We start from the raw sequence: 15,946 nt of genomic DNA, 5'->3' as shown, positions 1-15,946 counted from the left end.
ATAATCTTCTAATTCGCCATCCCCATAGCTATCGGGACATCTTAGTGGACATCAAGACCTGTTATGGCACATTTCATTTTATGTTATTAAAAATTTTATAATCAATCCCCCCGCAAGCCATGCATAGCAGATAAAGGCCGCATATTTCAAAGTCTTTTCGAACATGGGGCTTTTGGGCGCCATTTCGCTCATGGAATGTTCCACATCCTTTTTCTTAAAGAATCCCAAATAAATGAGATAGGCGGAAATGGCCAAAAAAGCGATGTTCAAATAGAAGGTGTAATCTATTTTAAAATGCTCGGCATCCTGAATCTTTACCTGTGACGAATCTGGCAGCATGCCCAATACATCGAAACCATAGTATAGGGCCAACGAGGTGCCGATCAACGCGGTAAACAATAAAAACAGGATAAAAAACGACATTTTCCATCCATAGTATTTTGCATTGATGCGCAATACTGGAAAAACAACCAAATCACTGAAAATAAAGGCCATGACTCCTGCAAAGCTAACACCCTTTCCATATAATAGAGCTGCCAAAGGTATGTTGCCCATGGATCCAATAAATGTGAGGAATGCCGCTACGGGTCCTACTACGATATGTTCCAGAATTACGAGAAATGAAAATTCCTTATTTCCTTGACCACTATTAATGAAAAGGGTCTCGAAGAATGAATCTGGGACAAAGGCCGCTACGATTCCTGCAATAGTGAAACCTACGGTCACGTCCTTCCACACCATCTGCCATTCCATTTTGTATTTTTTACCTACCCGCGCCCAGCTATCCTCTTTTTGAATCTGTTTTTTCCAATCCTTGGAAGTGTCACTATCATCTTTATCCTCCACGCGCTCCAAATTCCTTCTTGCGTTGGAAATGAGTTTTTTGGGGTTGATCGATTTGATTAGAATCCAACTAATCGCAATCAACAGCAAACCGCCAACATATTCCCCAACCACAAATTGCCATCCCAAAAAAATGGATATAATTATCCCCAGCTCTATGACCAAATTGGTAGAAGCTAGCAGAAATGCAATGGACGCAATAAAACTGGCACCTTTTTTAAAAATTGATTTTGTACTGGCCAAGGCGGCAAAACTGCACGAACTACTTATGAAACCGAAGAATGTGCCCAGCAAAACGCCTTTGCCTTCGCTCTCCCCCATCGTTTCCTGCATACGTTTTTCTGTAATAAAAATTTGTATCATACTGCTAATGATGTATCCTAGGATAAACGCCCAAAGCGCCATCCAGAAAAACCCTGTCGATGTATAGGCGGCTTCGCTCCACTTATGTAAAAAATCATCCATTGAAAAGTTACTTGATAATTTCCGTCACCTTCCCACATGTGAGCATCCTATCCCCAAAATAGGGGTTACGAATTTCCTTCTCGGTCGATAACCAATAGCCTCCTTCATTGTTGAATGCCATCGGGCAGTACTGCTTATAGACTTCGCCGGAAGAAATGGATGCATCCACTAACTCCGTGATTTTCTTGGTTACCTCTGAAAATACGATACGTTGATCCTCAATCTTGTTCGATGCTGCAATTTTTGCCAACATTTCCTTTAGCGCGGCATCCACCGTATTTTCCATCAGCATTTTGGCACCCGATTGTGCTTCCACCGCATCCGAATTTACAAGTGCCGTCTTAAGATGGATATAATGCTGAAATTGGTTGCCCACATTGCTGTCATTAAACGCCAACGCTGCCTTCTCCTGACTCACCTCTTCTTTGACCTGGGTTTCATCATTGGATTTTGGTTCATTTTTGCAGGCAATAAGTGCCGAGAAAGACACTATTGCCGAAAATGTCCTGAAAAATGTTCTATTTACCATGGGTTTCCTTGATTTTGGGTATTCGATACGTATTGATTTCATTGTTTTTGAATTTAGATTATTGATTTATTAAATAGTTGATGATGGCCGATTGAAGGTAGTACGCACGAACCGACTCAATCTGATTCATTTGAAATTTTAACTGTAATTCCTGTATGTCCAGCACATCGTTAAAATCGATTGTTCCGGTTTCATAATTCTTTATCAGAATCTCCTCGGCATCGCGGGCCTGTTCCAGGTTTTTTTCTTGGGTATTGAATTTTATCCGTGCCTGATTTCGTTCCGATGTTGCCTTTGCCAAAGCCGCTTCCAGAAGGTTCAATCGTTCCGTTCTCTGAAATTCGATTTCCTTTTGGCGGAGTTCGTTCTGCTTTGATACCGAGGCAAAACGGTTGTTAAAAATGGGTATCGAAAGTGATACCATGGGCATAATGATATCCTTACCGTTGTCGTTAAAGGTCATGTCGGGCCGTTCCGAAACGGGTACGTAATCCAACCCAAAACCGATATTTGGTGCACTTTCCTTCTGGTTCAATAGTTCCGATTGTTCAACAGATTCGTAAAGCCTATCATATTTAAGCAATTCCGGATTGAGAGTCAAACTTTCCGTAGCATACATAGGATCTTCCAAGGGAATTGTCATTTCCGGGACGACTTCCACGGCGATGGATTCTTTCCGATTCAAAAGGCTGTTGAAACTTGCCTGCTCCGCCGAATAATTTTCACGTAGGATTTCCTTTTCCTGCTGCAATTCATTTTGCCTGATCTGCAATTTCAGGACGTCCACGGCAGATGCCTTGCCAACTTCAACCGATGTCAAAGCCAATCGTTCATAGGTTTCTAACAATTGGATATTCTCGTCCAAAATATTCTGCTTCGCCTTTATGGCATATAACTGATAGTAGGATTGTGCGACCGAAAGGGCCAATTTCCGTTTGGCAATGGCTATTTCCACAAATTCCGTTTCCGCCATGGAGCTTGCATAGCTTGAACGTGCCGTTATTGTCCCGAACCAAGGTAACATCTGGGAAATTGAAAAACGTGCCCGTTGCGCGCCAGTCCTTGTTTCGGGTTCGCTCACAAAATAACCGGCACTAACAGAGGTGTTGGGCAATGCATTGACCTCATTGACCTTTTCCTTGGCAATGTCATACCGAAGCTCAAAAGCCTGAATATTGGGATTGTTCCTTTCGGCTTCCAAAATATAGGATTGCAAATCTTGTGCAACTATTGAATGAAAAAGGAAAAGTGAAAAGCTAAAAACAAAGGTCCGTTTCAAGCTTCCGGGTGAAAATGACAGACAAAAAGTGAGTGCACCCTTAAGTCCTTTGGAAACAGTCATTTTTGAATTTTTAAAAATTACCGAATTCATTTTCTAATCGTTTTTAAAGTGGAAACCAACATTGCAATGATTTCCTTGGAAAGGGATTTCTCCACACAAACGTTGTCCTCATTTTGTAATTCAGCCGCTACAAGCAAATCAAGCCAGTACAACGTTTCATTGGCCTCTTTTAGTGAAATATTCATTTTATGGGCAAAGTCTGCCTTGCTCTCACCAAACTGGGCTTCGCGAATCAAGGCCCCAACCGCAGTACCACTATGTAGCAATTGGCGGGAAATAACAAATTCGCTTTGGGAATTAAGTGCTTTGGACAATCGCCCAATTTTCACCCCAAATTCGAAACTCTTTTCTTTTAAAACATTCTTTCCCATCCGCTAGGTTTTGATTTTATGTTTTCATTTAAATTATTCACTTTTCATTTTTCATTCTTCACTTTTCATTTTTCATTCTTCACTCTTCATTTTTCATTCTTCACTCTTCATTCTTCATTCTTCACTCTTTATATTCATTTTTCACTTTCACCTCCTCCCGCCAGCTATAAAGTACTGGTAACAAGAAATAAGAGGTTACATCAATGAGCATCCCACCCATGATGGGAATAGCCATCGGGATCATAATATCACTTCCTTTTCCAGTGGATGTCAGCACGGGCAATAATGCGAGTACGGTCGTTACGGTAGTCATCAAACAAGGGCGGATACGTTTTCCAGCAGCTTGCAAAGTAGCTTTACGCACACCCTTTATATCACTGGGCCTTTCCTTTTCAAAAGACTGGTCAAGATAGGTAGCCATTACGACACCATCATCTGTAGCGATTCCAAAGAGTGCAATAAACCCAACCCATACTGCAACACTCAGGTTGATGGTCTTGATGTTGAACAGTTCACGGAGGCTCTCACCGAACAAACTGAAATTTAAAAACCAATCCTGACCATAGAGCCAAATCATGACAAAACCACCGGCAAAGGCAATCGCAATACCCGTAAATACCATCAATGAGGTGGTCACCGATCTAAACTGAAAGTATAGGATAAGGAATATGATCAACAAACACAAGGGAATCACGATAGATAGGGTTTTCTCGGCTCGCAACTGATTTTCATAGGTTCCCGTAAATTTATAGCTGATGCCCTTGGGAACGGTCAGGTCACCACTTTCTATTTTGTCCTGAATCAAGGCCTGGGCATTCTCCACGACATCCACTTCCGCAAAACCGTCCAGTTTGTCGAACAATACGTAGCCTACCAAAAACGTGTCCTCGCTCTTTATGACCTGTGGCCCTTGCTCATAGCGAATGTCCACCAGTTCGCCAAGCGGAACCGGACTCCCATTTTCAACAGGGACATAAATATTGCCCAAATCTGTTGGATTATCCCTTAACTCACGCGGATAGCGAACTCTAACGGCGTAGCGTTCCCGTCCTTCTACCGTTTGGGTAAGGGGCATGCCGCCAACGGCCACTTGTAGGACTTCCTGAACGTCCATGATCGATGCACCGTAACGGGCAAGCTGCTCACGCTTGATATCGACCAACAAATAAGGTTTCCCCACAATTCGGTCGGCGAATACGGCCTGTTGCTTCACCCCTACAGCCTGTTTTAGAATTTCTTCAAGCCGAAGTCCAAATGCCTCGATTTCGCGAAGGTCCTGTCCCTTTACCTTTACACCCATGGGCGCACGCATTCCCGTTTGCAACATGACCAATCGGGTTTCTATGGGCTGTAGTTTTGGCGCGGATGTAACTCCCGGGAGTTTTGTAACCCGAACGATTTCATTCCAGATGTCATCCGGGCTTTGAATTTCAGGTCGCCAATTGCGGAAATATTCACCATTGGCATCGGGAATTAGATCATCTGATGTATTGATGTGAGGATGTGCGGATGATGGTAGTTTTTCATCAGAGTTCATTTTATAATAGACCCCTTCCTCCCAATCATAAACAATTTGTACATCTTCAAATCCACTAATCCGCACATCTCTTAAAACAAAGCGGTCATTATCATCTATTTTGTAGCGTTGGCGTTCCCCAGAGGCGTTTCGCATATATTCCGATTTGTACTGAATCACGTTCTCGTACATGGAAAGCGGTGCAGGATCCAAGGCAGATTCGGTACGGCCGGCTTTCCCCACCACGGTTTCTATTTCAGGGATAGTCGCTACGGCCATATCCAACTGTTGTAATACCCGTTTGTTTTCGGCAACGCCCGCATGGGGCAAAGATGTGGGCATTAAGAGGAAGGAACCCTCGTTGAGCGCGGGCATGAATTCCTTGCCCGTATTCAGCATAATCAGGAAACCAAGCACCAGCAGTGTTGAAGGGATGGCTAAAAATGGCATCCTATTCTCCAAAGCCCAGTTCAAGATACGATCGTAATATTTTCGGAGTAATGAAAAAATACCCAACACCCCAAAACAGATCACACCAACGAAAATTAAGTTCATGACCAAACTTCGGTCGAAACCAAACGGTCGCCAGTATTCGGCCAAAAGGAACACTACGGCAATTACGGCAACCAAGGTGTTCAGCAAATTCTTGGTGAGTAAAAAATCCCGATTAAAAAAATTGAAACGGACATCTTCCTTTTTACCTGCTAAATAATACAGTCCTATTCCGCCAAAAGCTACAAGCGCCAATCCCACCCAATAGCCAAAGAGGACGGCCATGATTCCAAAACAGATACCTAGGCCGTTCAAAATATATTTTAACCGCGCCTGCACTTCTCTTTTTCTAAAAAAGGTGGCCGCGAAAGGCGGTATTAGAAACAAAGCGATTACGAGTGCCGCAGCAAGGGCCATTGTTTTGGTAAAAGCCAAGGGACTGAAGAGTTTACCCTCTGCACCTACCATGGTAAATACAGGAAGGAAACTAATTATAGTGGTCATTACCGCCGTGACAATGGCACCGGATACTTCGGACGTGGCGTTGTAAATCAATTCATTTGATGTATAGGGTCTACCATCCAAATTCAACCGCAGGTCCTTGTCATCCATATGGCGGATCATGTTCTCCGCCAAGATTACACCCACATCCACCATCGTACCAATGGCAATGGCAATACCTGAAAGTGCCACGATGTTGGCATCCACATTGAAAAGCTTCATTGCAATGAAAACCATCAAAACCGCTACGGGCAATAATCCCGAAATCAATACGGAAGCCCTGAGGTTGAACACCATAATGATGATGACCAAAATGGTTATCAGGATTTCCATGGTAAGGGCTTCGTTGAGCGTACCCAAAGTTTCCAGAATGAGCTCCGTACGATCGTAAAATGGGACGATGGTCACTTGCGAGGTGCGCCCATCCGCCAATTGTTTTGAAGGTAAACCTGTACTTAATTCGGCAATTTGATCCTTGACATTGTTGATCACCTCCAATGGATTGGCACCATAGCGGGCTACCACTACGCCCCCAACGACCTCGGCCCCTTCCTTGTCCAGGATACCGCGCCTAGACGCAGGCCCCAGGCTCACCCTGGCCACATCCTTGATTCGGATGGATGTAAAATCTTTGGAATCCACCACCGCATTTTCGATATCGGAAATTGATTTTACATAGCCCAGACCACGAACCAGGTATTCCGCATTGTTAATTTCCAAGGTTTGGGCACCAATATCCTGATTGTTTTCCTTGACCGCTTTTACTACATCGGCCAGGCCAATATTGTACTGGCGCATTTTTTCCGGGTCTACATCCACTTGATATTCCTGAACATATCCGCCTATGGATGCCACTTCGCTGACTCCGTTTGCAGAGGACAGCGCATATTTTACGTAGTAATCCTGTATGCTGCGAAGTTCCTGCAAATCCCATCCGCCCGTAACATTACCGTCCTTGTCCCTACCTTCCAAGGTGTACCAAAAAATCTGCCCCAAACCAGTGGCATCCGGTCCCAAGGTAGGGTTGACTCCATCGGGCAATAGGCCGTTGGGAAGGGAATTCAATTTTTCTAGAATCCTGCTCCGAGACCAATAAAATTCGATGTCCTCCTCAAAAATGATATAGATGCTCGAAAACCCGAACATGGACGAACTCCGGATGGTCCTAACACCCGGAATGCCCAGTAAGGATGTTGTCAACGGATAGGTAATCTGATCTTCGATATCCTGGGGGGAACGACCGTCCCATCGGGTGAAAACGATTTGTTGGTTTTCGCCAATATCAGGAATAGCGTCCACCGCGACCGGATTATTAGGTATCCCGATACCTAACCGGTCAATATTCCAATTAAACGGTGCATGTACAATACCCCAGCCCACAAAAAGTATCAATAGCAGGGTGGCTACCAACTTATTTTCAATCAGGAATTTTATTGCTTTGTTCAGCATACGATTTGATTTTTAGACAGTATTAGTTACGTGTTGTGAAAATAACACGTTTTGCCCAAATGAATTGCTATCATTGGGCTTGCAATCTACCAGAACGGTAGACTTCCGTCTAAAACATCAAATTAAAAAAGTCTGGTGCAGCACCTGCACATCCCGTATTAAAGGGGGCGGAGAATAATCCTTGAAATATACCTCATCAGCCTCAAAACCTTCAAATAGGTTTATGTAAGCATATACAAAGGAAACAACGAATACGTGTTGGTCAAAAGAAAAATGGTCCAATGACAGCTTTAAGTCATCATGGCCTTCGAAGACAACTTCCACGTCAGAACAGCAGTCCATTTTCATTTCCATCATGGGACAATCACTGGGTGACTTGGTCATTTTGGCATTCATTAGGCAAGTATCCACATTTCTGGACAAGCTGAAATCCACCAAGTGGTCTCCACAATAGTGCATGTCCACTGTGAAGGACATTGTGGAGAACAACACCAAAAGTGCCATTGCAATCGCCGATATTTTATGAATGCTTGCTTTCATAACCGAATGCAAAGTTATAAAATTTCCAATTTGAAATCGGACTTTAAGAAATGTTTAGTTCCATAACGCATTGATATTGAAAAAAGTGTCCCTTTTTGGGAAGGCACTTTCTAATTTTCAATATCGATAAAACTATTGACCGAGGTATACAGCTTGAATGTATCGAACAAGCGATTCTGGAATTTTCTGGCAATATCGGCATCGTTAAAAATCCATGCTTCGGATATGGACGGGGAAAGAACCAATTCGCCCAAAAGATACTCTACAAAGTAGGAGCCGGATTCGGTGAGTAGAACAAAGTTGGTTTTCGTACAATTCACAATACGGTGATGTAGCATACTTTGAAAGTAAAAATAATCACTTTCTCCAAATATATCCACATCCTAGGATTAGATTTTCGGATTACTAAGCAATTACGCAAGAAAAACAGTTCCATTCAACCACTTTTTCATGAAATCGTACCGCACAGTTTCGCTATTTTAAAAATGCCTCGCTATCCTCAAAACGAACAAAATGACAGGTATATCCATTGGGGTTTTTCACCAAATAGTCTTGATGGTAGTCTTCGGCAGGCCAAAAGGTGGTCCATGGCTCCAAGGTGGTCACTACTTTGGATGGCCATTTTCCCGACTCATCCACTAATCCAATGACTTCCTCCGCTTCCTTCTTTTCGGTATCGTTTTGATAGAAAATAGCCGACCGGTAACTGGAACCGCGATCGTTCCCCTGCCTGTTTACCGTGGTGGGATCATGCATCCGAAAGAAAAAATCCAACAACTCCTTGAACGAAGTTTTCTCCGGATCATAGGTAATCTCAATACCTTCGGCATGGCCTGGATGATTATGATAGGTGGGGTTTTCGTTCTCGCCACCTTGATAGCCCACCTCGGTATCCACTACCCCGGGACGCTTCCTGAAAAGGTCCTCCATTCCCCAAAAACAACCTCCGGCTATATACGCTTTTTTATACTCGTTCATTGATTTTTATTTTATGATACTACTGGTTACTCGCATAGATACGTCCCATATTGGAAATTTATACCTCTTAGAATTGTTGGACAATGTGAAAAGGATTTCCCATTTTTCATGATTCCATTGTGTTCAGAAGCCTTACTTTATTTAAAAAATCGACCACCTTTGCTTCGGGCATTTCACAAGGTTTCAACAACTCTTTTTCCTGTGTGCTATAGAAATTCATACTTATAAAATCGCTTACCCCCAATTCCTCGGCATATAGCTTAAAGGACTTTCCTTTATTGAAGGTAGTCTTGCTTATACCATATTTTTTACCCCGATACATTCCTGTAGAATACCCCTCTGGAAATTTTTGAAAATCCATTACCTATTTTTTAGGAACTGCAGGAGAGCATCGAACAACCGACTTTATGTCGGGCCCAATCCGGTCTTTTGGCAAACAATTTTTCCTTTTCGGGTTGTTCATCGTAGGGCCTTTTTAGCAATTTAAACAATTCGTCTATCAAGGAATAATCTCCCGTATCTGCAGCATCAATGGCCAATTGGGCCATATAGTTGCGCAAGACATACTTTGGATTTACCTTGTTCATGGCTTTTTTACGTTTGTCATTAGCCGAATTTTCATGTTTCAGCCTTTCGGAATAGTTCAAAAACCATTGGTCCCATTGCTCCTTTATCTCGCCATCTATTTCCTTTGGAGAATAAAAGGCTTTCTGTACGACTTTGATTCCCGGGATACTTCCCTCCCCTTTATAGTTCGCCAATTGCCTAAAGAAAATGGTCATATCCGTTTCGGAAGCCTGAAGCACGGCTTCCAGATCGGTTATCAATTGGGAATCCGCCTGCTGTTCCGTTGTTAGTCCCAGTTTTTGTCGCATCATGTTTTGATACGCTTTCGGTAGGTCGTTCCTATACCCCATTAAAATATCTTCCAAGGGTTCTGCCTCCTCGATCAAGGGATATAGGGCATTCGCCAATTGCAAAAGGTTCCATAATACGATTTGTGGTTGTGTCCCAAAGCGGTACCGCTTATACGTGCGGTCCGTAGTATTGGGGGTCCAACCAGGATCATACCCCTCCAACCAACCGTATGGGCCATAATCGATGGTAAGCCCCAGAATGGACATATTATCGGTATTCATCACCCCATGAACAAAACCCACGCGTTGCCAATGGATGACCATTTTAAGACTCCGATGTACCACTTCTTGGAAAAACTTCAAATAGATTTCCTTAGCAGGCACTCCCAAATGCGGAAAGTGGTTTGTTATGGTAAAATCGACCAATTTTTTGAGGGTCTCATGATCTCCTCGGGAAGTGAATATCTCAAAATTCCCGAACCGAATAAACGATTCCGCAACCCGACAGACAATGGCGCCTTTTTCGTATTGGGGGTTACCATCATACAGCATATCCCGTAGGACCTGGTCGCCACTAAGCATGAGCGATAAGGCCCTTGTCGTAGGAATTCCCAAATGATGCATGGCCTCACTGCACAAATATTCCCGGATGGAGGAACGTAGCACGGCCAGCCCATCCGCCGATCTTGAATACGGGGTCTCCCCCGCTCCCTTTAGTTGCAAAGCCCATTTCTTTTCTTCGTGTTCTACTTCACAGAGATTAATAGCCCTACCATCGCCCAGCTGTCCCGCCCAATTACCAAACTGATGCCCTCCATAGCACATGGCGTACGGATGGGTATTTTTGAGTACCTCTGCTCCTGAAAACACTTTTAAGAATTTTTCCGAAGCCGCTGTGGAACTATCCAGTCCCATGGCCTCCAACATTTCCGGACTAACATGAAGCAACGTAGGATTGCCGGGCTCCTTGGGCCTTACAAAGGAAAAACAAGCTTCCGTTACCTGACGTCGAGCCGTATCTGTCCTTGGGTCTGAAGGTAGTTCTTTGTTGAATTTATCCCGTATATTCAGTTTGATGTCGATCATGATTCTATGCTATTCTCAATATACCAAAATTACCAAGGTTTGCAAACATATCCATTCATAAACAATTCCGTTTTTAGAGGTATTTAACTTATCAAACAAATCCCTCGATGAGGGTTTCATTAGATTTTGGGTAGTATTAAGGGCTCCTCCCTTTTGATAAAGGGAGGTGGCGCGACCTACCTAGCGCCGGAGGGTTATAAAGCAAGGACCATAATGACAGACCAAAGACACAGGGATAGTACCCAAATTTTAGGTCAGGTCGAACTCTCCGTTCCCTAAGCTGACCACCCCTCTTAACCCGAAGATGGGTGCAGCTAAAATGTTTCGCGATTCTTACTATGCAAACCCTGAATACACAACAGAAAAATATGCTAAATATATAGAATAAAATATTGGTAGCTCCGTAAACGAAGTTAAACCCGAATTATGCACTAGAAAAGCTGTTATAGCTAAAAATCCCTACCCAATTGGCAGGCAGGTCTTCAAAATAAAACGGTATGCTGCGTTTTCAATTTCACTATAGCGGTGCTATGTTAAAATTTCCAAACCACTTTATTGGCACCGACAAAGGGTATTATACTCCGAGGCTTGCCCGCCTGAATGCTTGTCGGGCAGGCCTCGAAATTCAAAATATGTTTCCTTCGAATGCCTGGTGGGCTTGCCCCAAGGTAGTTTACTTTTTTGCGCTTTTCACCTTCACGACGCTCCCCAAATGCATATTCAGGGTTAAAAATCTACAAGATTCCTTGTACTTCCTGCTAGAAATAAAATATCTTCGACCCTTAAAACATGAACAGGACCGATTTTAAAAAATAGAAAAAGGTACTTTCAAAAAAATCTTAAACCCGATCAATGTTCAGTTTTTTTACAAAGAAGCATTTTTTGATCGACCACTTAAATGGCTTTGTGGACATCCACAACCACATACTGCCGGGCATTGATGACGGGGCCAAAACAGTGGAAGATTCTTTGGAGCTCATCAAAGGCTTTGGTGCGTTTGGTGTGACGGATTTTATCTGTACGCCCCATATTATGGAAAACTATTATCCCAATACGCCGGATACCATCCATAATTCCTTGGTGCTTTTAAAAAACGGTTTAAAAATGAACGATTTGAACCACGTTCGTATAGAAGCTGCCGCAGAACACATGATTGATGCGGGGTTTGGGGGTTTAATAGAATCAAATTCGATTTTACCTATAAAAAAACACTATTTATTGATAGAAATGAGCTATTTACAGCCAAGCATCAATTTTAATCAGGCGTTTAAAAGTATCAATGACTTACAAATATTTTCAATACTCGCACATCCTGAAAGATATTTATACTTAAAAAACAACAAAAAACACTTTTCAAAAATGAAAAGGAATGGACTAAAACTCCAAGGAAACCTACTTTCGTTCGGTGGATATTATGGTAAAGAGATTCTAAAAGCTTCATTTACACTTTTGGAGCAAGAAATGTATGATTTTTTAGGAAGTGACGTTCACAATGTAGCCCAATTAAATGCTTTAAAAAATATAAAAATAAGCCCTAAGTATTTCGGTAAATTTGATTCTTTGATTTCCAAAACTATAAACACATTCTACTAAACAAGATTTATCTATTAATAATAAACTGTTTGGTAATTCTTTGACCTAAACTATCAAAAGCAACCATAAAATATATACCTGCAGGATATTTTTCCACATTTATTGAATGATTGTTCTTATCGTCATCCTCAAATAAAATAGATGTTATTTTTCTCCCATCAATGGTATAAATTTCCAATCGAATTATCTGAAAATCCTGAGATGAATGAATATTTAAATCACTCAATACAGGATTTGGAATTACTTGAACAAAACTATTTTCACTAAAATTTTCTTTTTTACTAATTAACTGCGTGCCACCTTTTAAAGAAACTCCTGTAGGGACCACAACAAGGTCGATCAACGCGGTACAGCCCTCCTCGGAGGTCAGGACATAAACGCCAGAATCCGAGGCGTCCACGTTGCCAAGGCTCACGTTGTCGCCGAACTCCCTGCCGTCGGGAAAGCCCACCGTCACGCCTATCCCGTTGGGAAGCATGCTCAACAGCACCTCCGTGCCCTCCGATACCTCCAAACGGCTGTCACCGGAAAACCAGCGGCCGTCCAAACGGTACTCCGGTATGATCTCCCCGGAACACGGGGCCACGGGGTCCACTACCGTAACGGTCAGGTCGGATGTGTCCGTCAACCCGTCGGTATCCGTTACCGTAAGACGGACTCCATAAACGCCCGGTGCGCCATACTCATGGACCGGGGAAGGCAGGGCCGAAGTCGCGCCGTCGCCAAAATCCCAAAGATACGAACCGATGCCCAGGTCGTCCGTGGAGCCCGTACCGTCAAAGGACACCGTGAGAGGATAAGGACCCGTAAGTACGTCCGCCGTAGCGAAGGCCGTAGGCCCGGAAAGACCCTCCGTCACAACCACAAGGTCGATCAACGCGGTACAGCCCTCCTCGGAGGTCAGGACATAAACGCCAGAATCCGAGGCGTCCACGTTGCCAAGGCTCACGTTGTCGCCGAACTCCCTGCCGTCGGGAAAGCCCACCGTCACGCCTATCCCGTTGGGAAGCATGCTCAACAGCACCTCCGTGCCCTCCGATACCTCCAAACGGCTGTCACCGGAAAACCAGCGGCCGTCCAAACGGTACTCCGGTATGATCTCCCCGGAACACGGGGCCACGGGGTCCACTACCGTAACGGTCAGGTCGGATGTGTCCGTCAACCCGTCGGTATCCGTTACCGTAAGACGGACTCCATAAACGCCCGGTGCGCCATACTCATGGACCGGGGAAGGCAGGGCCGAAGTCGCGCCGTCGCCAAAATCCCAAAGATACGAACCGATGCCCAGGTCGTCCGTGGAGCCCGTACCGTCAAAGGACACCGTGAGAGGATAAGGACCCGTAAGTACGTCCGCCGTAGCGAAGGCCGTAGGCCCGGAAAGACCCTCCGTCACAACCACAAGGTCGATCAACGCGGTACAGCCCTCCTCGGAGGTCAGGACATAAACGCCAGAATCCGAGGCGTCCACGTTGCCAAGGCTCACGTTGTCGCCGAACTCCCTGCCGTCGGGAAAGCCCACCGTCACGCCTATCCCGTTGGGAAGCATGCTCAACAGCACCTCCGTGCCCTCCGATACCTCCAAACGGCTGTCACCGGAAAACCAGCGGCCGTCCAAACGGTACTCCGGTATGATCTCCCCGGAACACGGGGCCACGGGGTCCACTACCGTAACGGTCAGGTCGGATGTGTCCGTCAACCCGTCGGTATCCGTTACCGTAAGACGGACTCCATAAACGCCCGGTGCGCCATACTCATGGACCGGGGAAGGCAGGGCCGAAGTCGCGCCGTCGCCAAAATCCCAAAGATACGAACCGATGCCCAGGTCGTCCGTGGAGCCCGTACCGTCAAAGGACACCGTGAGAGGATAAGGACCCGTAAGTACGTCCGCCGTAGCGAAGGCCGTAGGCCCGGAAAGACCCTCCGTCACAACCACAAGGTCGATCAACGCGGTACAGCCCTCCTCGGAGGTCAGGACATAAACGCCAGAATCCGAGGCGTCCACGTTGCCAAGGCTCACGTTGTCGCCGAACTCCCTGCCGTCGGGAAAGCCCACCGTCACGCCTATCCCGTTGGGAAGCATGCTCAACAGCACCTCCGTGCCCTCCGATACCTCCAAACGGCTGTCACCGGAAAACCAGCGGCCGTCCAAACGGTACTCCGGTATGATCTCCCCGGAACACGGGGCCACGGGGTCCACTACCGTAACGGTCAGGTCGGATGTGTCCGTCAACCCGTCGGTATCCGTTACCGTAAGACGGACTCCATAAACGCCCGGTGCGCCATACTCATGGACCGGGGAAGGCAGGGCCGAAGTCGCGCCGTCGCCAAAATCCCAAAGATACGAACCGATGCCCAGGTCGTCCGTGGAGCCCGTACCGTCAAAGGACACCGTGAGAGGATAAGGACCCGTAAGTACGTCCGCCGTAGCGAAGGCCGTAGGCCCGGAAAGACCCTCCGTCACAACCACAAGGTCGATCAACGCGGTACAGCCCTCCTCGGAGGTCAGGACATAAACGCCAGAATCCGAGGCGTCCACGTTGCCAAGGCTCACGTTGTCGCCGAACTCCCTGCCGTCGGGAAAGCCCACCGTCACGCCTATCCCGTTGGGAAGCATGCTCAACAGCACCTCCGTGCCCTCCGATACCTCCAAACGGCTGTCACCGGAAAACCAGCGGCCGTCCAAACGGTACTCCGGTATGATCTCCCCGGAACACGGGGCCACGGGGTCCACTACGACCTCCAGAAGGTCCGTACATCCCTGTGCGGAGACGAACTGGTAGGTGCCGGCGTTGTTCGCGGTGACCGGGTCTATGACGAAACCGTCGCCCACGCTGTTCCCGTTGGGCAGGATGATGCTTATGGGGTATACCTCGGGGCTGGCGTTCGGAAAGGGCGCGTTGTTGGGCAGTACGCTGAGCTGCAGCCTGTCGCCCTCGGAGAGGGTGATGGAGGCCGCCCCGCTGGACCATGTGCCGTTGATGTTGTACTCGGCCTGGATGGGGGTGTCCCCCGGGTCGCAGGCCCTTGTGACCTCCACGAAGACCGTGGTGGGGCACCCGTCGGCGGTGGTCAGGGTATAGTAGCCGCGGTCCGCCGTGTCTATCAGGCCGTCCCCCAAGGGGTTGGCCGCGCCGGGCCTGTCCGTGTCCAGTTGGTAGCCGTCGGCCCCGAAGTCCACGGTGGAGGAAAAGGTGGGCCCGTCCACGATCTGCGTGGCGATGAAATAGGGCTCCGTATAGTTCCTGGCCCTGAGGAAGACCTCCTGGCCCTCTTGGACCACGATGCGGTTGTTGGCGTTGGTCTGCCAGGGGCCGTCTCCCACCTTGTACTCGAAGACGATGGTACTGTTCTGGCAGTCGCCGGAGAGCACCTCCCCGGTGGCGA

The 15,946-nt window shown here is 46.2% G+C and carries 13 protein-coding genes; 2 read left to right on the top strand and 11 right to left on the bottom strand.

Going from position 1 to position 15,946, the window contains the following annotated elements:
• Nucleotides 1-78 precede the first annotated feature (78 nt).
• The 10 genes from ACZ41C_RS13980 to ACZ41C_RS13935 all read right to left on the bottom strand — a co-directional run bounded on the left by ACZ41C_RS13980 (nucleotide 79) and on the right by ACZ41C_RS13935 (nucleotide 10,960).
• Nucleotides 79-1,308 carry a permease gene (locus tag ACZ41C_RS13980; RefSeq protein ID WP_464562299.1) on the bottom strand — a complete coding sequence of 410 codons (1,230 nt, stop codon included), beginning with the start codon at nucleotides 1,306-1,308 and terminating at the stop codon, nucleotides 79-81.
• A gap of 7 nt (nucleotides 1,309-1,315) precedes the next feature.
• The gene (locus ACZ41C_RS13975; protein WP_464562297.1) at nucleotides 1,316-1,879 is read right to left on the bottom strand and encodes a DUF3347 domain-containing protein; all 564 of its coding nucleotides are present in this window, start codon (nucleotides 1,877-1,879) and stop codon (nucleotides 1,316-1,318) included.
• A 16-nt stretch (nucleotides 1,880-1,895) separates the two neighbouring features.
• The gene (locus tag ACZ41C_RS13970; protein ID WP_464562295.1) at nucleotides 1,896-3,179 is read right to left on the bottom strand and encodes a TolC family protein; all 1,284 of its coding nucleotides are present in this window, start codon (nucleotides 3,177-3,179) and stop codon (nucleotides 1,896-1,898) included.
• 26 nt (nucleotides 3,180-3,205) lie between these two features.
• Nucleotides 3,206-3,550, bottom strand: a complete 345-nt coding sequence (locus tag ACZ41C_RS13965) for a four helix bundle protein (protein WP_464562293.1) — start codon at nucleotides 3,548-3,550, stop codon at nucleotides 3,206-3,208.
• A gap of 121 nt (nucleotides 3,551-3,671) precedes the next feature.
• On the bottom strand, nucleotides 3,672-7,508 hold the full coding sequence (locus ACZ41C_RS13960) for an efflux RND transporter permease subunit (protein WP_464562291.1): 3,837 nt from the start codon (nucleotides 7,506-7,508) through the stop codon (nucleotides 3,672-3,674).
• A gap of 117 nt (nucleotides 7,509-7,625) precedes the next feature.
• A complete protein-coding gene (locus tag ACZ41C_RS13955; RefSeq protein ID WP_464562289.1) occupies nucleotides 7,626-8,048 on the bottom strand; it encodes an HYC_CC_PP family protein in 423 nt (140 codons plus the stop codon).
• A gap of 110 nt (nucleotides 8,049-8,158) precedes the next feature.
• The gene (locus ACZ41C_RS13950; RefSeq protein WP_240042723.1) at nucleotides 8,159-8,368 is read right to left on the bottom strand and encodes a hypothetical protein; all 210 of its coding nucleotides are present in this window, start codon (nucleotides 8,366-8,368) and stop codon (nucleotides 8,159-8,161) included.
• A gap of 154 nt (nucleotides 8,369-8,522) precedes the next feature.
• Nucleotides 8,523-9,026, bottom strand: a complete 504-nt coding sequence (msrA, locus tag ACZ41C_RS13945) for a peptide-methionine (S)-S-oxide reductase MsrA (protein WP_464562287.1) — start codon at nucleotides 9,024-9,026, stop codon at nucleotides 8,523-8,525.
• Nucleotides 9,027-9,132: 106 nt separating this feature from the next.
• Nucleotides 9,133-9,387: a peptide methionine sulfoxide reductase gene (locus ACZ41C_RS13940; protein WP_464562285.1), complete on the bottom strand. Its 255-nt coding sequence runs from the start codon at nucleotides 9,385-9,387 to the stop codon at nucleotides 9,133-9,135.
• Nucleotides 9,388-9,397: 10 nt separating this feature from the next.
• Nucleotides 9,398-10,960 carry a protein adenylyltransferase SelO gene (locus tag ACZ41C_RS13935; RefSeq protein ID WP_464565767.1) on the bottom strand — a complete coding sequence of 521 codons (1,563 nt, stop codon included), beginning with the start codon at nucleotides 10,958-10,960 and terminating at the stop codon, nucleotides 9,398-9,400.
• Between the two features lie 135 nt (nucleotides 10,961-11,095).
• Here ACZ41C_RS13935 and ACZ41C_RS13930 point away from each other — a divergent pair, with 135 nt between their 5' ends.
• Together ACZ41C_RS13930 and ACZ41C_RS13925 are read left to right on the top strand one after the other, a co-directional pair.
• Complete coding sequence (locus ACZ41C_RS13930; protein WP_464562283.1) at nucleotides 11,096-11,248, top strand: hypothetical protein; 153 nt, start codon at nucleotides 11,096-11,098, stop codon at nucleotides 11,246-11,248.
• Nucleotides 11,249-11,821: 573 nt separating this feature from the next.
• Nucleotides 11,822-12,562 (top strand): tyrosine-protein phosphatase, encoded by a 741-nt coding sequence (locus ACZ41C_RS13925; protein ID WP_464562281.1) that lies wholly within the window; start codon nucleotides 11,822-11,824, stop codon nucleotides 12,560-12,562.
• A gap of 7 nt (nucleotides 12,563-12,569) precedes the next feature.
• On the opposite strand, the gene ACZ41C_RS13920 is transcribed toward ACZ41C_RS13925, so the two are convergent.
• On the bottom strand, nucleotides 12,570-15,932 hold the full coding sequence (locus tag ACZ41C_RS13920; RefSeq protein WP_464565765.1) for a PKD domain-containing protein: 3,363 nt from the start codon (nucleotides 15,930-15,932) through the stop codon (nucleotides 12,570-12,572).
• Between the last annotated feature and the right edge of the window lie 14 nt (nucleotides 15,933-15,946).

It is taken from the genome of Maribacter sp. C-4077 (assembly GCF_055378385.1).
Note: the sequence above shows the minus strand (reverse complement) of the source record. Positions and strands in the feature narration are given on the sequence as shown.